The sequence below is a fragment of the Paenibacillus sp. J2L1-98 genome (genome assembly GCF_056269405.1).
Genome location: NZ_JBWDNW010000027.1, coordinates 1 through 19,597 on the forward strand (window position 1 = coordinate 1; position 19,597 = coordinate 19,597).

The following is a 19,597-nucleotide window of genomic DNA, read 5'->3' on the forward strand; positions in this document are numbered from 1 at the left end:
ATGGCGAGTTTCTCCAAAGCAGTATATTTTCCTCTAGACATGAAAAAGCTCCCCTCACAGTAGCAGGCTTTTTATTATTTCACCTGTCTACCGTATGGGGAGCATATCATTAATCGGCTGCCGTCTCTTAGTATTATTGAGCTATCGTACCCGATAGCTCAATGAATACTGTTTTTATTGTCAGGTATAACCTACATTAAACTCATTTCGAATCTTTTTGAAGCCCCAACTCAAACAACGACTTTTGAATCTCGAGATCTACTTTACTTTTCGATGTTGCAAAATATAAGGTTGACAAAGAGTTTGGTATCTTCTGTATGATAAAGGAATCAAAATCAATCGAGGTTTTGTAGATTCGCAACAGCTGTAACGAAGGCAGTTGATCCAGACCAGTCAAGGAAATTAAACCTTTGCAATTTAAGACCGAGATTTCCTCTAATTCCTTTAAAGGCTCATTAAAGTTGATCTGATTCAGCTGGATTTGATCTTCAATGAGAAGTTTCCGAAGCTTCTGGAATTTCGTTATGTTTTGCATGTTGCTAAATCCTCTAACTCTTACGATCTCTAACGTCTCGATTTCATTTTCTTCAATCTCCTCAACGCTTTCTCTTCCCCCTAGAATGAACTTAAGGGTTTTCAACTTCCCCAGCTTGTTAATAAAATGCACGGGCGTTTTGCTAATCGAATTTAAGGAGAGAAACTCGAGTTTGGCTAAATGTCCGATAGCATCCAGGTTCTTGACCTTACCACCTGCGATCAAAGTATGTAAACGGGCATAGCCTTTTAGATGTGCCAAATTCACGGTCTTTTTCTCAGAGAAAATCGCAAGCATGCAAAGGTTTTGGAGAGGTTCGGCTCTCAGGATCTCTGAATCTTCCAACTCGAATACGTTCAAATTCAAATAATACAAATTCTCAAGCTGGGTCAGGGCTTCGGTATTGTGCGCATGGACTAGACAATCAACATACAAAGTTTTGACGTTCGGAATCTGTAGAATAGTTTTGCAATCAAAAGATAAAGAGTAATGCCCATAAAAGCGTACTCCCAAGTTCTCGTCCCAACGGGCACATAATTCATCTAATTCGGGGAGCGTTGATCCGTAGAATGATGGATGAGAAAACTGTACGATGACATGTTTTCCTTGGCGCAATTCTTTCTCGATCTGATCACGGTCGAGTGTCGACGGATCATTGATTCGAATCTGTGTGTTCCAATTGACACCCAAAGCGGATTCCTCCTGATTTTATTGTAATTTATTATAGCATTACGAAATTAAAGGGAAAACAGCGATAAACCAGCTGTCTTTTCCTGATGTTTATTACGGTATCGTTACCGTTAGCTTAATGATTAATGCCGAGTCGCGACACCTTGATTAATCAAGCCAATGTATCTTTGCATTTGTAATTTCAAATAGCCGAGGTTCATCTCTTTCTTCTTCTTCTTCTTCTTCTTCATAATTCCATCCTGGCAATGCATCGTGAACATCTTTTACAAAGTCATATTCCTGACCGTCGATACCATTAGTAAATGTGATATTGTAGTGCCGAACTTTCCCCAAAACAATGGCAATTTGATATGTTGTAAATGTATTGGTTATCCCTCCGCCTCCAATAATCTCTTCTTCTAACTCATTAATAGAATTAAATTGTTTAATGAACATATCTTCATTGTGACCACAATAATCAAAAATCAAATAATCTCCTGTAATCATTTCATGTCCAGTTAACGGAATTTCTCTATCTCTAAAAATAAATACGGTTTCGTCAAGATTTAAAGGGTTTCGCAACTCTCTATTATAACTGCCAACTATATCCATTTTCTTATATAAATATGCAAGGGTCTGCTTCATATGTTTATCTGATTGTTTTTTTCCTTTTAGAAATGAGTGAATCGCAATTTGTATCGCAATATTACTCAATATATATTGATTCATTAATTATTATCCTTTCATGGGAGTTTCGTACAACGTCTTTTTATAATTTCATTCCTTTATCATCCCAAAGAACTGCTTCATTGTTTAGTGGAAAGATTTCCATTTTACTAAAGATACAAAGAGGGGAGGATCCGAGGGAGTTAAATTCCCCTGGTATCCTCCCGCTGCTTTAGTGTACATGTGTATCCTTTAACTTTCCATGAAACCGTTCCACTTCCTCACGGAGCCAGATCGTTCGCTCCCAGGAGTCGATGATGGCAAGCGCTTGTTGTGTGAGCCGCAGGGCTTCGGCATGATTGCCTTTGCGATGCAGCAATTGTGCCATTCCATATTGATAATAAATAAGCTCAATCTGATTGGCCTGCGGTTTGCTGTAAAATAATTGATCAAATGCGGCTTCCGCCTTTTCGTACTCACCGCGTTGAACGTAAGCTACCCCCAAATGGAAGTAGGCTTCTATCGTCTTTTCACCGCCGTATGATCTACTGATCTCGTTTGCCTGTTCATAACAAAGGATGGCATCGCTAAACTTACCGTTTAACAAATAAAGATCGCCCTGTATCAGCCATATGCGGTGTTTGATCAAGGGTGAGCAATTTGCATCGCGCGTTCCCTCGATAATTTCCGCAGCCTTCTCCAGTTGGCCTGTTTTTAAGTGAATTTTCGCTTTGAAGGTGAGTGCCAGCATTTTTAAATCTTGAACCTCCGGATCGGAGGGATCAAGGCTCTCCAGTATCTGCTTGCCGGCCTCGATTCGGCGCATTCCTTCATCCGGTAATCCGATTTCGATTAAAGCCCAGCCAACCGTATCGATTAAAAACAATGCGCTGAGCTTGCCGTTATTTAAGGATGAGGCAGCGCTTGCGGCTTTGAGCCCGTACGCAATCCGCATCGGGAGATTTACCCGGCTTAGAAAATGGCTTAGCCGCAGCATGATTTGAATCAGAAGCTCAGGCTGCCCGCCGTCGCTTACCCACTCCATAAGCTTGGCTATATTCGGCCATTCCCGTTTAACGCTTTCAAGATCGCGTCCCAGAAGGCAATTCCAATAAGGCGCCTCCGGCTTATCCCGTTTTAGATAAGTGTCTAAATAATTAATGTAGTATTGGCTCCACCGCTGTCTGGCTTCCGATTCAAACGCTTTGTTCTCGGACAAATATTGCTCTCCCCAAGCGAGTACGGTCCGATGAGCCCGATAATGCAAATGCCCGTCTGCTCTTTCCGTCTCGATCAGGGCACGGCCCCGCAATTGTTCCACAGCCAAAAAAAACCGCCGTCCATCGAAACCTGCCGCTGATCCCCAGCTCTCCTCCGAGGCCGGCCTGCCGAAGAAGCAGAGCACCTGCCACAAACGTTGGGCATCCTCGCTGCAGCGGTCCCAAGTGCGTCCGAACAAATATTCAAATAATGCCGTTAACGAATGGCCGGCATTACCCAGGTCCGCTATAAGCTGTCCGACTGGGATATCATCTTCCGCCATATGAGCGGTGCTAAGCGCGATTGCTTTCGGATTCCCGGCGGTCGCGTCAATGAGCTGCAGCCGGACTTCAGCAGAATCGGTCAACAGCCGTTCCAGCTGATCCTTCCGCCCAGGCCATTTACTTAACCGGATATGATGCTGCACCTCCGAAGCCATATATTCCAAAGCCTCCGTATGCAGCAGACCGCCTAATTGGATCGTAAAGATCTCTTTCCCTGCGAGCGCCTCGATTTGCTGCTGATTTTCCCTGGCTGTCAATAAAGCTTTGACGCCTTGCGGGAGATTGGCGATGAATTCACTTATTTCATATTCTGCTGTATCAATGCTGTCGATGACCAGAAGTACAGGCAGCTTGTCCGAGTACGAGGATAGAGCGTTTCGAACGACAAACCATTTCTCGTTGAGCGATTTGTCCAGAAGCTCTGCCCGCCCGAGTTGGTAAGCGATGGTATCGAGGAAATCGCCAAAACTTAACCTTTTTAAGTCTGCGCTTATCCAAATCACGCAAGCAACGGGCGGCCACTCCATGTCCTCCGAAGCCGCTTCGCCACGCGGCTCGCCCGCACACGCGTAGGCCGATTCAAGCGCAATCGTCGTTTTGCCCATACCGCCCCAGCCTGAGATTAAACATACGGGTGACGGTAAAGTCAGCCACTGCATAATATCTGCTAATTCATGCTTGCGGCCAACGAAGGAATCTGACCAACGCGTAGGTAAGTTGTGCAATACAGCAGGCTTCCGGGGAGGGGATATTCCACCGAACAGTCTGGCTATAACCGAATCAATCTCCTGATCCGATGGTGCTCCGAATTCATCATTTCTGAGTAGTTTCGCTTTCGATAGGCAGGACGCGACCCATACCGGCAGAGGGGGATCAATAACCGGAATCGAAGTCGTCCGAAGCAGCCCGGTGAACCAGCCGGTATCCATTTCGCTTTTCTCGACAATGAGCCAAACGATGCCGAACAGCTTGCCGTCCTCGATCCGGCTCGGTATATATTTCACGCCCATCTGACCCATCCAGCTCTTAACGGTGTTGGAGGAAATGCCAAGCTGATTGGCGATTTTATCGATATATGATTCTGAAGAGAATTGTCCTGAGGGGAGCGTTTCCCGTTTTTTTCTTTTTGTTTTATAGTCGGGATGCTGCTTCAATGCGGTAATACCGAGCGCCAATCGTTCTGCGAATCTTTCTTTATCCTCAAGCTCTGCCACTATTGTCGCACCTCCTGCTTAGGCATATCACTCTATTTTAGTGCAGCAATCGCTTCTCTGTATATAACCTGTAGTTGTACAGTACCGCTGTATGATTATACAGTTCAAATAGATAGATATCAAAAGTGGTCACTGCTTATAATTTGAGTAAGAAAAACCGATAGAATCAAAATGAATCCCCTTACATTATCCATTTAGGAGGTAAAGTGATCCGGCGAATAACCATAGTAAATTTTTATGAAAAGGAATGAACCAAGCAATGTTGAACCACAATTTAGCCGAAAAGGCGGGTGCTTCACATCACCAGAGCGAGGAGAGCGCTAACGAAAAGCTAAGTGTTTGGGAAAAAGCCGCTTATGGCAGCGGTGATCTGGCGATAAACTTTTATTGGTCAACCGTTATGACCTACATGCTCTTTTTCTATACGGATGTCGTCAAAATTCCAGCTGCTATTGTCGGCACAATGTTTTTAATTGTTCGTATTTTGGATGGCTTCGTAGATCTAAGTATGGGTGTCATTATCGATCGTACACAAACCCGTTGGGGCAAGCTTCGTCCGTTTATTTTGTTCGGCGCCCTTCCGATGGCTGTCGTTGGTGTCTTGTGTTTCTCTTCACCGGATTTCGGTATGACGGGTAAAGTTATTTATGCCTACTTTACTTATATCGCCATAATGGTCATGATGTCCTTTATCGGAACGCCTTACGGCGCGTTGACATCTGCCATGACGCAAAATCCGTTGGAGCGCGTTAACTTGTCTTCCTATCGAATCGTGGGTTCAATGATCGGCGGCATTATCGTATCCGTCATGACACCCCTTATCATTCAGCAATTTTGGCCTAATGATATGTCAGTAGGATACCGAAATACGATGATCATTTATTCCATATTCGCTCTCGTTTTTTATATGATCTGCTTTGCCGGAACGAAAGAACGCGTCGCTGCGCAAGAAGCGGTCAAGCTTCCTTTAAGACAGTCCCTGAAGATCATATTCACGAACAAACCTTTGATGCTGATTACTTTTATCTATTTGGTTTTTCAAGCGGCCTATGGGATCAAGGCTTCCGTATCGATTTATTATGTTAATTACAACATGAACAAAACCGAGTTCTTATCAATTTATATGCTGCTCATATTCGGGAGTAATTTGTTAGGTACATTAATAGCTCCGAAATTTTCAAAATGGTTTGAGAAAAAATATGCCATTATTATTGGATTGGCAGGAACCGTAATAAGCGGAATCGCTTTATATCTCACGGATTACTCCAACGTCCCAATGATCCTCCTTTGGACGGTCGTCGGCGGCCTGATCGGCGGAATTCCCGCAGCGGTAATATGGGGCGCGCTGCCGGACACTGTAGAATATTCGGAGTGGAAAAACGGGTACCGGACAGAAGGTCTCATTTATGGCATATTCAGCTTTGGACAAAAGTTGTCAATTGCCATATCGGGCGCCTTGTCGGGTTATATATTGCAAGTATCCGGTTATGTTCCGGATGCCATACAATCATCATCCGCTTTGAACGGCATAGCGCTGCTGCTTTGCTTATTGCCGGCCGGGCTTTGTGCAATGGGAATAATAGCTTCCTTGTTTTACAATCTTGATTCAAAAAGGTTTTCGACTATTGTTATGGAATTAAAAGGGCAACAACATCTGCAAAGAAGCAAGAGAATTAATAACATTAAATTAGTGAAGAGGGGACTTGATCAAGATGTCGATTAATCAACTGCCACAAACGATGAAAGCAGCAGTCATGCACAATACGCGGGAAATAACAATTGAACAATACCCCGTTCCGCAAATCGGTCCGGACGAGGTTTTGATAAAAGTGATGGCAGTCGGGATTTGCGGATCCGATTTGCATTATTATTCCCATGGACGAATCGGCAAGTACGTGGTCGACAAACCGTTTATTCTAGGTCATGAATGCGCCGGGGACATTGCGGCGATCGGTTCGAATGTGCAGCGTTTTCAAGTAGGCGACCGCGTAGCGGTGGAACCGGGCGTAACCTGCGGACGCTGCGACGCGTGCAAGGAAGGCCGGTATAATCTTTGTCCGGATGTTGAGTTTTTGGCGACGCCTCCGTTTGACGGCGCTTTTGTGCAGTACATTAAAATCCGTGAAGACTTCGTATTCGCCATTCCTGATGAGCTTTCCTATGAAGCAGCTGTATTAGTTGAGCCTTTCTCGGTTGGGATACATGCGGCTAACCGTACCGGTCTGCAGCCTGGATCCACCGTTGCCATAATGGGGATGGGGCCTGTCGGATTGATGGCTGTAGCAGCGGCTAAAGCTTACGGGGCGGCGGCTATTATCGTGACGGATCTCGAGCCGCTGCGGCTTGAGGCGGCCAAGCAGATGGGCGCCACTCACATTATTAACATCCGTGAACAGGACCCGCTGGAGGAAATTAAAAGGATTACAAGCGGCAAAGGCGTGGATGTCGCATGGGAAACAGCCGGCAATCCGAAGGCGCTGCAAGCTGCGCTTGGATCACTGCGTCGCGGCGGCAAGCTCGCGGTCGTAGGGCTGCCAGCCCAAGACGAAATTCCGTTGAATGTGCCTTTTATTGCAGATAACGAAGTCGATATTTACGGGATTTTCCGTTACGCCAATACGTATCCGAAAGGCATCAACTTCCTGTCTTCCGGCATAGTAGACGCAAACAAGCTGATCACCGACAAATTTGCGCTTGAACAAACGCAGGAAGCGATGGAGCGTGCGCTTAACCAGAAGAGCGAATGCTTGAAAATCATCGTTTATCCTAACGGCTTGCTTTAATCTGCTCGATTATCGAAGAAGGGTAGAGAGGAAAACATAATGAGTTTATTAGGTGCAATTGAAGGCGGAGGCACAAAATTTGTATGCGGAATAGGAACGCCGGACGGTCAAATCCTTGAGCGTACCTCCTTTCCGACAACGACGCCGGAAGAGACAATGGGAAGAGCGATAGCATTTTTCGAAAGTAAAGAAATTCATGCAATTGGGATCGGAACCTTTGGTCCAATTGATGTAAACCTGAAAAGCGAAAGCTATGGTTGTATAACGAATACACCTAAACCCTATTGGAGCGGCTTTAATGTCGTTAATTATTTGAAGCGGCACTTTGAGGTACCGGTCGGATTTGATACAGACGTCAATGCCGCGGCTTTAGGGGAAGCGATATGGGGAGCGGCAAAAGGTCTGAACAGCTGCCTGTACATGACTGTCGGAACCGGCATCGGTGCAGGTGCATTCATTGAAGGGCAGCTTGTACATGGCCTAACCCATCCGGAAATGGGACATATTATTGTCCGCCGTCATCCAGACGATACTTACGAGGGCGGCTGTCCGTTTCACAAAGACTGTCTGGAAGGGCTGGCCTCGGGGCCGGCGATCGAAAACCGGTGGAAAATGAAAGCCTTCGACCTGAAAGCAGCTCATTTCGCTTGGGAGCTCGAAGCCTTCTATCTGGCCCAAGCGCTGCTCAATTTCATTCTCATTCTTTCACCGGAGAAGATTATTATCGGCGGCGGCGTGATGAAGCAGACACAGCTATTTCCGCTTATCCAGCGGCAGCTGGACTCATTATTGAATGGATATATTCAACATCCAGCTTTAACCAAAGGTAATGCCAACTACATTGTACAGCCGTCACTTGGTGATAATGCCGGGCTTACCGGCGCGTTAGCCTTGGCTGACAGAGCTTTACAAGGCTAAGAAAATTTCTGTATTCCCGAATGGGTCTTTCTTGCTTATTTCTCAAACGGTCTTCATAATGAAGGAAACCTATACAACCGTTAAAAGAGGAATTCCGATGAAAGTAACGATTTACGATGTAGCCCGGGAGGCTGGCGTTTCGATCGCCGCGGTTTCCCAGGTTATCAACGGCAAGGGGAAAATCAGCGAGGAGCGCAGGAATGAAATTATGGAGGTCATGGCAAGGCTGAACTATCAGCCCAGCGTGATCGCCTCTGCGCTAACAGGCAAGAAGACGTACACGATCGGCCTGCTCGTACCTGATATCTCAAATCCGTTTTTTGCAGAAATTGCGCGCGCCGTGGAGGACCAAAGCCATCATCTCGGCTACAGCCTGTTCATATGCAGCACGGACAACAAGAAGGAGCGCGCGGAGCGTTATCTGGCTTTGATGCAGCAGAAGCGGGTAGATGGCATGATCATCGGGACAGGGATGGCGGACAAAAGCGCTTTGGCGCATTTGATGAAGAGGTCGGTGCCTATCGTGGCGATTGCCAGGGAGGCGAATCTCGGAACGAACACCGTCATCATCGACGATTATATCGGAGGCGGCATGGCGGCGAGTCATTTGCTGGAGAGGGATCATACCCGGGTCGGTCTGTTGACGGAAAATGATGAGGTCAGCAGCAGCCGGGAACGAGTCCGCGGATTCCGCGATGTGTGGTCGCAAGCCGGACTGGCCCTTGAAGAAAACATGATTCGTGCGTGCGGCAATGATCTGGTCCGGGACGGAAAGCTTCAAGCGGGAGAGCTGCTACGCCAGCCTCATTCCCCGTCGGCTTTATTTTGCTGCAATGATCTGCTCGCTATCGGCGCGCTGCAGGCCGTGAAAGAACGGGGCCTGCGGGTGCCCCAGGACGTATCGGTCATCGGCTTCGACAATACGATTTTGGCCGAGGTGACCGATCCGCCGCTCACTACGGTCGCACAGCCGACGGAAATGATGGGCAAGCTGGCAGTTGATTCATTGGTCCGAAGGCTTGAAGGGGAGCAAACGGATGACGAACGGGTCGTGCTGCGGCCGGAGCTCGTCATTCGTCAGTCTACTGCTAGAAACGGTTAGACGATTATGCGCAGATGTGCAGAAAAAAAGGGTTGGACAGAGACGATAAGTTCTCTGACCGGCTCTTTTTTTGTATTTGGATGAGATTTTTTGGGATGCGCTTTCAAGTAGAACCGAAGTGTGAAATAAAAAGATTGCCGGTTATTTGTTTATGGTGTATATTGATGTTAATTAAGCGCTTTACCTTGCTAGGTTAAGCGCTATACTAACTAATGGGAGGGCAACAAATGGATAAGATACGGCTAACGATGGCACAGGCGCTGCTGCGGTTTCTGGACAATCAATATGTATCCGTTGATGGCGTGGAAACCAAATTCGTGCAGGGCTTGATGGGCATTTTCGGCCACGGCAACGTAACGGGGATCGGCGAGGCGCTGGAGAGAAGCCCGGGAAGCCTGACGTTCATTCAAGGTAAGAACGAGCAAGGGATGGTCCATGCTGCAACCGCTTTCGCCAAGCAGAAAAACCGCCTTCAAATCTATGCTTGCACGTCCTCCATCGGGCCAGGCGCTTTAAATATGATAACGGCTGCGGCTACCGCCACAGTCAACCGGATTCCGGTTTTGCTGCTTCCCGGAGATAATTTTGCTACGAGGCAGCCGGATCCCGTGCTGCAGCAGCTCGAAGTCGTCTCCGATTATACGATATCGGCTGTCGATGCGTTCAAGCCTGTGAGTAAATACTGGGACCGGATTGTACGACCGGAACAGCTGATGCAGGCGGCCATTCAGGCGATGCGGGTATTGACCGATCCGGCGGAGACCGGCGCGGTCACGCTTGCGCTGCCGCAGGATGTTCAGGCGGAAGCATTTGATTATCCCGTTTCCTTTTTTGAGAAAAAGGTGCATTTCATCGACCGCCGTCAACCGGCTCCGGAATCGCTGCAGCGGGCGGTCGAATTAATCAAGAAGAAACGCAGACCGCTTATTGTTGCGGGAGGCGGCGTGCTCTACTCCAGCGCGATGAAGGAGCTGGCTGCATTCGCCGAAGCATTCGGTATTCCAGTCGCTGAGACGCAGGCGGGAAAAAGCTCGCTTCCTTGGAATCATCCGTTAAACGCAGGCGCAATCGGCGTCACGGGCACGCTCGCTGCCAACCGACTCGCCGCTGATGCCGATCTGATTATTGGTGTCGGGACCCGGTATTCCGATTTTACGACCTCTTCCAAATCCGCTTTCCGCAACGAGGAGGTCCAGTTCGTTAACTTAAACGTCAGCACCTTTGATTCGGCGAAGCTGGACGCCTTTGCCGTCACTTGCGACGCGAAAGCCGGCTTACAGGCGCTTCAACAATCGCTTAATGCCGCTAATTATCGCGCTGGTTATGAGCCTGCTGAAATCGCCGGATTAAAGGAGCAATGGGATGCGGAAGTTGACCGTTTGTACGCAGCCGAGCATAAAGACGGGCTGGCGCAGACGAGAGCGCTCGGCGTTATCAATGAAACGCTTGGTGAATCCGACATCATCCTTTGTGCTGCGGGAAGCCTGCCGGGCGACCTGCACCGGGTCTGGCGGTCTGTAGAGCCGAAAACCTACCATATGGAATACGGGTTTTCGTGCATGGGCTATGAGGTTAGCGGAGCGTTCGGAGCGGCGCTTGCGGAGCCGGATAAGAACGTCTATGCCATTCTAGGCGACGGCAGCTATTTGATGCTTCATTCGGAATTGATTACGAGCATTCAAGAGGGCCGCAAAATTACGGTGCTTCTGCTCGACAATCATGGCTATCAGTGCATTCATAACCTGCAGCGGGGACACGGCAGCGACGGCTTCGGCAATGAGTTCCGGTTCCGCTCCGAGACGACCGGCCGGCTCTCGGGCGGCTATATACCGATCGATTTCTCGGCGCACGCGCGCAGCATGGGCGCAGCTGCCTACAAAGCAAGCACGGCGGAAGAACTGAGAGATGCGCTGCGAAAGGCCAGGAACGAGACGGGCACGACGTTAATCGAAATTCCGGTCGTTCCGGGTACAAACACGGGAGGTTACGAATCCTGGTGGAACGTAGGCGTCCCTGAAGTTTCAGTCAGCGGGAAGGTAGTCGCGGCGCATAAGGACATGAAGCGGAATATCGACGCGGTACAACTCATCTAAACGCCAAAAAAGAAGGAGAAATCATCGATGATTAGATTCCCTTTCAAGCTCGGCATTCACCCGATCAACTGGGTGGGCGAGGACGTGAAAGAGCACGGCGAGAACACAACGTTCGAGCAAATCGTGAATGAAATTGAGGCGCTCGGGCTGACCGGAACCGAGATGGGGCGCAAGTATCCGGAGAGTCAAGCGGTGCTGAAGCAAGAGCTGTCGAAGCGTGGAATCAACCTCGTCTCGCAATGGAAGACGGTATTGTTCTCCGACCCCGTCTACCGGGACGCGGAGCTCGAAGCATACCGCGAGCATGCGCGCTTTCTGAAGGAGATGGGCAGCACCGTTATCAGCACATGCGAGGGCGGGGGCTCGCTGCACTTCGATGCGCGGCGCACGCCGAATGAGAAGGAGGTGCTGCGGTTGGATGAAGCAGGCTGGAATAGTCTGGCCGAGGGACTGAACGCAGCCGGCGCGATTGCGAAGGAATACGGCCTGAAGCTGACGTATCATCATCATGGCGGAACGGTCATCGAAAGCGCTGAGGAAATTGACCGCCTAATGGAGCTGACGGACCCTGCGCTTGTCTATCTGCTGTTCGATACGGGGCATGCCTATTACGGCGGGGCTGATCCGCTTAACGTCCTGCGCAAGCATTACGATAGAATCGCCTATGTTCATCTGAAGGATATCCGCCAAGAAGTGCTGGACCGGTCGCGTGCCGAACGGGCTGATTTCGTTACCTGCATCCGCAATGGGGTGTTTACCGTTCCCGGTGACGGAAACATCGATTTTAAGCCGGTGATCGATGAGCTGTTAAAACGGGGATACGACGGATGGGCGATGCTCGAGGGGGAGCAGGATCCAGCTGAGCATCCCGCCTACGAATACGCCAAGCAATCATTAACCTATTTAAATTCTCTCATTACATCGTGAAGGAGGCATTAACATGAAACATGTGACTTTTCCGGCTCATAAACCGATCGACTTTGTTGCGATCGGTCGCCTGTGCATTGATTTGAACGCCAATGAAATAAATCGTCCGATGGAAGAGACGATGACCTTTACCAAATATGTAGGCGGCTCGCCGGCGAATATCGCTATCGGGATGTCGCGCCTCGGATTGAAGACAGCTTTTATCGGCAAAATCGCTAACGATCAGATGGGACGCTTTATCGAAGGCTATCTGCAGCGCGAAGGCATCGATACGTCAAGCGTCGCGGTCGACGGCACGGGCGCGGTAACGGGGCTTGCTTTTACCGAAATTAAGAGTCCTTCGGACTGCAGCATTCTTATGTACCGCGATAACGTCGCGGATCTGCTGCTGAGGCCGGAAGAGGTGAGCGAGGAGATTGTCGCACAGGCAAAGCTGCTGCTCATATCCGGCACGGCGCTGGCGCAAAGCCCGTCGAGGGAAGCGGTATTCCAAGCGCTCGACTTTGCGAAGAAGCACGGGACAATCATCGCATTTGATCTTGATTACCGTCCGTATACGTGGAAATCGGCTGAAGAGACAGCCGTTAATTACAACCTGGCTGCCGAGAAGTGCGACATTCTGATTGGAACGCGGGAAGAGTTTAATCAGATGGAAATTTTTGATGGCAATGCAGAGCATGACGACCGGGTCACTGCTTCCAAGTGGTTTAATTACGGGGCTAAGATTGCCATTATCAAGCACGGCAAGGAAGGCTCGATCGCTTATGCGAAGGACGGGTCGGAGCACCGTGCGAAGAGCTACCCGGCGAAGGTCATTAAGACGTTCGGAGCGGGAGATTCCTATGCGGCAGGGTTTCTGTACGGCATTATGCAGGGCTGGACATTAGAGAAAAGTATGGAATTCGGCAGCGCCGCAGCGTGCGTAGTTATCTCGAGTCACAGCTGCTCCGACGCCATGCCGACGACAAAGCAAGTATACGACTATATCGAACGCTGCGAACGCGGTGAAATCACAGTCTGATAAGCCGAAAGGGGAACGACAGGATGGCTAAAATATTAAAAAATTGGATCGGCGGCGAATGGGTGGATGCTTCAACCTCTGTAACGGAGCCGGTTGTTAATCCGGCGACGGAAGAGACGCTCGCGCATGTTCCTTTATCTACGCAAGAGGATGTTGACAAGGCTGCCCGGGCAGCAAAGGCAGCTTTCCAAAGCTGGAGCCGGACGCCGGTTCCGAAGCGCGCGCGCGTGCTGTTTAAATATCAGCAGCTGCTGGTCGAGCATTGGGAGGAGCTGGCACAGCTTATTACGAAGGAGAACGGCAAGAGCTATAGCGAGGCATACGGCGAGGTGCTTCGCGGCATCGAGTGCGTGGAGTTCGCGGCAGGCGCCCCTAATTTGATGATGGGCAAGCAGCTTCCGGACATTGCTTCCCATATAGAGTCGGGCATGTACCGGTATCCGATCGGCGTCATCGCCGGCATTACCCCGTTTAATTTTCCGATGATGGTTCCGTGCTGGATGTTCCCGCTTGCAATTGCATGCGGCAACACCTTCGTATTGAAGCCGTCGGAGCGCACGCCGCTGCTGGCGGAGCGGCTTGCCGAGCTGTTCGCGGAAGCGGGCTTGCCGGCTGGCGTACTGAACATCGTGCACGGAGCCCGCGACGTTGTTAACGGCATTTTGGAGCACAAAGATATTCAAGCGGTCTCGTTCGTCGGCTCGCAGCCGGTTGCCGAATACGTGTACAAGACGGCATCTGCGAACGGCAAACGCGTGCAGGCGCTGGCTGGAGCCAAAAACCACTCCATCGTTCTGCCGGATGCTGATCTGGATTTGACGGTCAAAGAGATTATCAATGCTTCCTTCGGCTCGGCCGGAGAGCGCTGTATGGCTTGCTCCGTCGTTGTGGCGGTTGGAGAAGTCGGCGATACGCTCGTGAACAAACTGACGGATGCGGCGAACCGGATTACGATCGGCAACGGCATGGAGGAGAATATTTTCCTCGGTCCGGTTATACGCGGCGCACATAAGGACAGAACGCTGCATTACATCGAGACGGGAGAAAACGAAGGCGCCTTGCTCGTCCGCGACGGACGCAAAGATGCGGCAATCGATGGAAAAGGCTACTTCGTGGGTCCAACTATCTTCGATAATGTCGAGTGCGGCATGAAAATTTGGGAGGATGAGATTTTCGCTCCGGTTCTGGCTATCGTGCGAGTTGCGACATTGGAGGATGCGATCGAACTGGCTAACCGTTCTGAATTCGCTAACGGAGCTTGCCTCTTCACGAAGAACGGCAGCAGCGTCCGGCAATTCCGCGAGACGATCGATGCCGGTATGCTCGGCATTAATCTCGGGGTACCCGCGCCGATGGCTTTCTTCCCGTTCTCGGGCTGGAAAAAATCGTTCTACGGCGATCTTCATGCAAACGGAACCGATGGAGTCGAGTTCTATACGCGTAAAAAAATGGTGACTGCCCGGTGGTAACACTCGGTTCAACGAAGGAGAAAGCGGGAGGGATAAGGCAATGGCTAACAAAATAACGATCGGAATTATTGGGGCGGGCAGAATCGGCAAGATCCACGCCGACAATCTGCTCAGACTGCCGCAGGTGGAAATTTCTGCGGTCAGCGATCTGTTCGCGGGACCGGAGCTGGAGGAGTGGGCGGCCAAGCGGGGAATCGCCAAAGTAACGAAGGACAGCTCTGAAATTATAAATGATCCGGCGATAGACGCTGTCTTCATCTGTTCGTCGACCGATACGCATGTTCCGCTCATCAAGCAGGCTGCCAAGGCAGGCAAGCATGTGTTTTGCGAGAAGCCGCTCAGCATGGATATCAACCGGACGGAAGAAGCGGTAGCAGCTGCTGCGGAAGCGGGCATTAAGCTGCAGATCGGTTTCAACCGCAGGTTCGATCATAACTTTAAACGGGTGCGCGAGCATGTGCTGACGGGTACGGTCGGTAATCCGCACATTGTGAAGATTACCTCCCGTGATCCGAATCCGCCGCATGAGGATTACATTCGGGTGTCCGGCGGCATTTTTATGGATATGATGATCCATGATTTCGACTTGGCCCGTTTCCTGACAGGGAGCGAGGTAACGGAGGTGTACGCGCAAGGCGGCGTACTCATCGATCCCGTCTTCAGCAAGTACGGGGATGTGGATACCGCGATTGTCACCCTGCGCTTCGAGAACGGAGCAATAGGCGTCATCGACAACAGCCGGCAAGCGGCTTACGGCTATGATCAGCGGGTGGAAGTGTTCGGCTCCAAGGGCAGCGTGGCAGTTAGCAACGACCATCCAAATACAGCAGAGGTCAGTACGGCGGAAGGGATCCTGAGGGACAAACCGCTTCACTTCTTCCTTGAACGGTACAATGGGGCTTATATAGAGGAAACGGCGCAATTCATCGATTGCATCGCGAATGGACTGCCGCTGCCAGTCACCGGCGATGATGGCGTGAAGGCGGAGCGGATCGCTTTGGCAGCGAAGCTTTCCAGCCGGCTAGGGCAGCCGGTTAAGATCAGCGAAGCGGCAGAGCTGCAGCGGCAGACGGAAGGGACGGGAAGTCATGTCTAAGTTGATCGTTAAGCCTGAGATGAGCCCGGATCAAGACGGGATCGTACTGTCCGTCACACCGGAATCCGCGGGCTGGAAATACGTTGGCTTCGAGGTCGCTAAGCTTGAGGCGGGACAGACGTTTAAGCGCGATACCGGGAATCTCGAATATTGTCTGGTGCTGCTCTCCGGCATTGCGGATGTATCGACGCAGCAAGCGGAGTGGACGAATGTCGGCGGGCGGATGAGCGTATTCGAGAAGAAGCCTCCCTATTCGGTCTACGTACCGAACGAAGATCACTTTGAAGTGAAAGCATTAACCGAAGTCGAGCTGGCGATTTGCAGCGCTCCCGGCAGCGGGAGCTTTAAGGCCCGGCTAATCGCGCCTACGGAAGCCGCCATGGAAACTCGCGGCTACGGAAATCTGGAGAGACAGATTTACAACATTCTCCCGGAGAGCGAGCCTGCGGACAGTCTGCTGGTCGTCGAGGTGTATACGCCGGAGGGCCACTGGTCGAGCTATCCGCCTCATAAGCATGACCGGGACGCCATGCCCGAGGAGTCGCTGCTGGAGGAGACGTATTACTACAAAATCCAACCGGAGCAGGGTTTTGCCGTGCAGCGGGTCTATACGGACGACCGCACGCTCGATGAGACCGTTGTCGTAAAGAACGGCGAGACTGTGCTCGTGCCGAAAGGTTATCATCCGGTGTCCGCGCCGCCTGGCTACGAAGTGTATTATTTGAATGTGATGGCCGGACCAACCCGTGCCTGGAAGTTCGTCAACGACGCGGAGCATGCCTGGATCATGACGAAACCAAGCGAGAGAGTCTAGCGCTTGAACCGTAACAGGACTCAAGACCGTGAATAACGATAGAAAGCGGTGAATGGGATGGGGGCTCGCGCCTCCACCCATGATCCATCGAACGATAGATAAAAAGCCTGTGTACTGCAAGTACTGAACGTCTGTTTTCGGCAGCCAATGACCGGAACGGTTATTCATTCGCTGGAGCTCCTCACTATCCTCCCTCTCCACCATCGCCTCTGCCCGTACACCCGTTTTTCTCATTTTCCTCTTTTGAGACCGATTCTGTTGAATTTCCAAACCATGATTGTGCAAAAAATACAAAAGAAAGGTCGCAATTTCCATTGTAATCCACCGAACGGTATTGATAAAATAAGCAGGCGTATGACAAAATAACGCGTAAGCGCTTTCAGTTATGGCGGACAGCAATTTTCGTTTGAATTGGAGATGAAAAAATGAGTAAGACTTGGTATTACCGTCTGCTGTTTTCTTATATGCCAGTTTTCTTTCTAATGATTTCATTTTTGTTTTTCATCTTTTTTCAAATTTTAACGGAGCGTGCCCAGCAGGATACGTCTCATATTTATACGAGCGTGAACAATCAAATATTGCAAAGCGTCGAGCAGCCGCTAAAGTCAATTGATCATATGATGGTGACGATACAGACTCGTAACAGCAATTCTGCCGATTTCAATATGCTGGATTTCTTCGATCAGGAAGGCCGGCCGTCAGCCTATTTTACGTATCAAATGAGGAAAGAATTTAACAACATGAAGCAGCTTAACCAAATTATCCATTCCGTCTATTTAGTGCGGGATCGTGACGGCTATGTGCTTAGCTCCAACACGGTATCGCCGCTCGAACAGTTTGCGGACCGCTCCTTTATCGAGGGGCTCATGCAGGACAACTATTCTTACCACTGGACGAACGAGCGTCTATTCAAGGAATTTCATGCCTCCAGGGAAGAACCTGTTGTATCGCTTGCCCGTAAATATATAACGAGCCGCGGCGAAAGCGGACTTATCGTTGTTAATGTGTGGGTAAGCGCGCTTGATGAGCTGGTATCGCAAAAAATCGATCAAACGTCGAGCTATGTTACGATTGCCGGAAAGGACGATAAGCCTATCTTTGCAGCGGAAAACAACGATTCCGCAAGCAGAACGGCGATTTCAACGATTCTTTCGGATTACACGGGCTGGACGTACGAGAGCGGTTTGCAGAACGGCAGCAGCTTTACGATTTTGCAGACCTTTTCAAATTTGTGGATCGTGCTTGCGGTCATCGTCGCTATTTTGGGGCTGCTCGCAATCGTCTATATGACGCACCGGAACTATAAGCCTCTCCGCGCGCTGATCACGAAGCTGGACAGAATATCGCAAACAGCGGGTGAGCAGGGCAGCGCTCAGCGTAATGAGTTTCATTACATTGAATCGACGGTTGATTCGCTTGTGCAGCGCTTCAATCTGTTCAAATCCCAGTCCGATATGAACATTGGATACCGCAAAAAATCGATATTCCTTGAGGTAATGAGCGGCTCAAGATCGCTTGCGAGCGGGGAATGGAACACGGAAATGGAGCACCATGGCTTCAAGGGGGGCTTCCGGAAGGCTGCCGTCATCGTGATCTCTATCGATAAATATTCAGATGTGCTGTCGCGGTATAGGGAGCAGGACATGATTTTATTCCGCTTTATCATTCAGAATATGTATGTGGAGCTTGTGCAGAAATACGGACTCCGCAGCTGGAGCGAATGGATGAACGATAAGGAAATGTGCGGCTTTATCTACGTGCAGGAAGAAAACCAGAACATGCTGATGGATAACATCCTCAAGCTGTCTGATAATGCGCTTCAATGGATAAGAGCTAATTTATCGTTCACGGTTACCTTCGGAATCGGGCAGCCAACCGATTCCGTCCCGATGCTGAAAGCTTCTTATAAGTCTGCTATTGAAGCGGTAAACTACAGGGTTGTATTAGGCAACAACCGGACGATCGGATATTGGGAGACGGAAACAGGCGCATCGTTCGAGCTGTATCATCATTTGGAGCAAATACGAAGCCTCATATACGCTTTCCGCTTGATGGAGCCGGAATGGAGGTCTAAGTATGGCGCGTTATTTGAACAATTTAAGCAAAATAAGCTGAAGCGGGACGATATTGTTAATCTGCTCAATTATTTCACCTTTTATTTATTCGAGCATGTGCATGGCACGATTCTGAACGATGAGATTACCGAGACAAACAAAGAGATAATGAAGGACGTTATCGACCAATTCGAGACGCTTGAGGACGTGCAGGAAGAAATTTTAGGAATCATGGAGAAGCTGGAATATGTGATCGCGGAGAAAGCGGGTAAAGGAGGCGCGGCCGAGATTGCCTACAAAATGAAGCAATACATCGATGAGAATGTTTTTAATCCCGACCTTTCGCTTATCCATCTCAGCCAGCAGTTCGATATTCCATCGAAAAATGTAAGCTCCTTATTCAAAGAGCAATTCGATATTAAATTTATCGATTTCCTCATTCATAGGAGGGTCGAGCTGGCGAAGCAGCTGCTGCAGGAGAAGGATGACAGCGTTCAGGAAATCGGGCGCTCGGTTGGCTATTTGAATCCGGTCTCGTTCAATCGCGTTTTTAAGCGGATCGTAGGGATGACGCCGGGCGATTACCGCAAAGAGAAGCTCGGTTAATCAAGGAAAAAGGTATATTATACAGTCGGATCGTGCCGTCAGGGCGCGATCCGATTTTTGTATATCGGCGGAATCTTGTAAATTGC

Annotated in this window: 14 protein-coding genes; 11 read left to right on the forward strand and 3 right to left on the reverse strand. The window is 49.7% G+C overall.

What is annotated here, in order from left to right:
- Positions 1 to 202 precede the first annotated feature (202 nt).
- The 3 genes from AC0YNZ_RS27485 to AC0YNZ_RS27495 form a co-directional block, all read right to left on the reverse strand.
- Positions 203 to 1,225 (reverse strand): hypothetical protein, encoded by a 1,023-nt coding sequence (locus AC0YNZ_RS27485; RefSeq protein WP_475829632.1) that lies wholly within the window; start codon positions 1,223 to 1,225, stop codon positions 203 to 205.
- 147 nt (positions 1,226 to 1,372) lie between these two features.
- Complete coding sequence (locus AC0YNZ_RS27490) at positions 1,373 to 1,933, reverse strand: hypothetical protein (protein ID WP_475829633.1); 561 nt, start codon at positions 1,931 to 1,933, stop codon at positions 1,373 to 1,375.
- A gap of 169 nt (positions 1,934 to 2,102) precedes the next feature.
- Positions 2,103 to 4,628, reverse strand: a complete 2,526-nt coding sequence (locus AC0YNZ_RS27495) for a tetratricopeptide repeat protein (protein ID WP_475829634.1) — start codon at positions 4,626 to 4,628, stop codon at positions 2,103 to 2,105.
- Positions 4,629 to 4,887: 259 nt separating this feature from the next.
- On the opposite strand from AC0YNZ_RS27495, the gene AC0YNZ_RS27500 reads away from it, so the two are divergent.
- The 11 genes from AC0YNZ_RS27500 to AC0YNZ_RS27550 all read left to right on the forward strand — a co-directional run bounded on the left by AC0YNZ_RS27500 (position 4,888) and on the right by AC0YNZ_RS27550 (position 19,511).
- Positions 4,888 to 6,351 carry an MFS transporter gene (locus AC0YNZ_RS27500; protein WP_475829635.1) on the forward strand — a complete coding sequence of 488 codons (1,464 nt, stop codon included), beginning with the start codon at positions 4,888 to 4,890 and terminating at the stop codon, positions 6,349 to 6,351.
- The gene (locus AC0YNZ_RS27505) at positions 6,341 to 7,411 is read left to right on the forward strand and encodes an NAD(P)-dependent alcohol dehydrogenase (protein ID WP_475829636.1); all 1,071 of its coding nucleotides are present in this window, start codon (positions 6,341 to 6,343) and stop codon (positions 7,409 to 7,411) included. Before AC0YNZ_RS27500 ends, AC0YNZ_RS27505 begins: the two co-directional genes overlap by 11 nt.
- Positions 7,412 to 7,450: 39 nt before the next feature.
- On the forward strand, positions 7,451 to 8,329 hold the full coding sequence (locus tag AC0YNZ_RS27510) for an ROK family protein (protein ID WP_475829637.1): 879 nt from the start codon (positions 7,451 to 7,453) through the stop codon (positions 8,327 to 8,329).
- Positions 8,330 to 8,426: 97 nt separating this feature from the next.
- Positions 8,427 to 9,431, forward strand: coding sequence for a LacI family DNA-binding transcriptional regulator (locus AC0YNZ_RS27515; protein WP_475829638.1), 1,005 nt, complete (start codon positions 8,427 to 8,429; stop codon positions 9,429 to 9,431).
- A 227-nt stretch (positions 9,432 to 9,658) separates the two neighbouring features.
- The gene (gene iolD, locus AC0YNZ_RS27520; protein WP_475829639.1) at positions 9,659 to 11,524 is read left to right on the forward strand and encodes a 3D-(3,5/4)-trihydroxycyclohexane-1,2-dione acylhydrolase (decyclizing); all 1,866 of its coding nucleotides are present in this window, start codon (positions 9,659 to 9,661) and stop codon (positions 11,522 to 11,524) included.
- A gap of 27 nt (positions 11,525 to 11,551) precedes the next feature.
- Positions 11,552 to 12,451, forward strand: a complete 900-nt coding sequence (iolE, locus tag AC0YNZ_RS27525) for a myo-inosose-2 dehydratase (RefSeq protein WP_475829640.1) — start codon at positions 11,552 to 11,554, stop codon at positions 12,449 to 12,451.
- 13 nt (positions 12,452 to 12,464) lie between these two features.
- Positions 12,465 to 13,472, forward strand: coding sequence for a 5-dehydro-2-deoxygluconokinase (iolC, locus tag AC0YNZ_RS27530; protein WP_475829641.1), 1,008 nt, complete (start codon positions 12,465 to 12,467; stop codon positions 13,470 to 13,472).
- Positions 13,473 to 13,495: 23 nt separating this feature from the next.
- A complete protein-coding gene (locus AC0YNZ_RS27535; protein ID WP_475829642.1) occupies positions 13,496 to 14,941 on the forward strand; it encodes a CoA-acylating methylmalonate-semialdehyde dehydrogenase in 1,446 nt (481 codons plus the stop codon).
- A 40-nt stretch (positions 14,942 to 14,981) separates the two neighbouring features.
- Positions 14,982 to 16,037 (forward strand): inositol 2-dehydrogenase, encoded by a 1,056-nt coding sequence (gene iolG / locus AC0YNZ_RS27540; protein ID WP_475829643.1) that lies wholly within the window; start codon positions 14,982 to 14,984, stop codon positions 16,035 to 16,037.
- Positions 16,030 to 16,851 (forward strand): 5-deoxy-glucuronate isomerase, encoded by an 822-nt coding sequence (iolB, locus tag AC0YNZ_RS27545; RefSeq protein ID WP_475829644.1) that lies wholly within the window; start codon positions 16,030 to 16,032, stop codon positions 16,849 to 16,851. Before iolG ends, iolB begins: the two co-directional genes overlap by 8 nt.
- Positions 16,852 to 17,276: 425 nt before the next feature.
- A complete protein-coding gene (locus tag AC0YNZ_RS27550) occupies positions 17,277 to 19,511 on the forward strand; it encodes an AraC family transcriptional regulator (RefSeq protein ID WP_475829645.1) in 2,235 nt (744 codons plus the stop codon).
- The last annotated feature ends 86 nt before the right edge of the window (positions 19,512 to 19,597 follow it).

What these genes read in the sequence shown, in the direction of transcription:
- iolE (WP_475829640.1), top strand. Translation starts at nt 11,552, where the DNA reads ATGATTAGATTCCCTTTCAAGCTCGGCATTCACCCGATCAACTGGGTG.
- iolD (WP_475829639.1), top strand. Translation starts at nt 9,659, where the DNA reads ATGGATAAGATACGGCTAACGATGGCACAGGCGCTGCTGCGGTTTCTG.
- AC0YNZ_RS27515 (WP_475829638.1), top strand. Translation starts at nt 8,427, where the DNA reads ATGAAAGTAACGATTTACGATGTAGCCCGGGAGGCTGGCGTTTCGATC.
- AC0YNZ_RS27550 (WP_475829645.1), top strand. Translation starts at nt 17,277, where the DNA reads ATGAGTAAGACTTGGTATTACCGTCTGCTGTTTTCTTATATGCCAGTT.
- iolC (WP_475829641.1), top strand. Translation starts at nt 12,465, where the DNA reads ATGAAACATGTGACTTTTCCGGCTCATAAACCGATCGACTTTGTTGCG.
- AC0YNZ_RS27505 (WP_475829636.1), top strand. Translation starts at nt 6,341, where the DNA reads ATGTCGATTAATCAACTGCCACAAACGATGAAAGCAGCAGTCATGCAC.
- iolB (WP_475829644.1), top strand. Translation starts at nt 16,030, where the DNA reads ATGTCTAAGTTGATCGTTAAGCCTGAGATGAGCCCGGATCAAGACGGG.
- AC0YNZ_RS27510 (WP_475829637.1), top strand. Translation starts at nt 7,451, where the DNA reads ATGAGTTTATTAGGTGCAATTGAAGGCGGAGGCACAAAATTTGTATGC.
- iolG (WP_475829643.1), top strand. Translation starts at nt 14,982, where the DNA reads ATGGCTAACAAAATAACGATCGGAATTATTGGGGCGGGCAGAATCGGC.
- AC0YNZ_RS27500 (WP_475829635.1), top strand. Translation starts at nt 4,888, where the DNA reads ATGTTGAACCACAATTTAGCCGAAAAGGCGGGTGCTTCACATCACCAG.
- AC0YNZ_RS27490 (WP_475829633.1), bottom strand. Translation starts at nt 1,933, where the DNA reads ATGAATCAATATATATTGAGTAATATTGCGATACAAATTGCGATTCAC.
- AC0YNZ_RS27535 (WP_475829642.1), top strand. Translation starts at nt 13,496, where the DNA reads ATGGCTAAAATATTAAAAAATTGGATCGGCGGCGAATGGGTGGATGCT.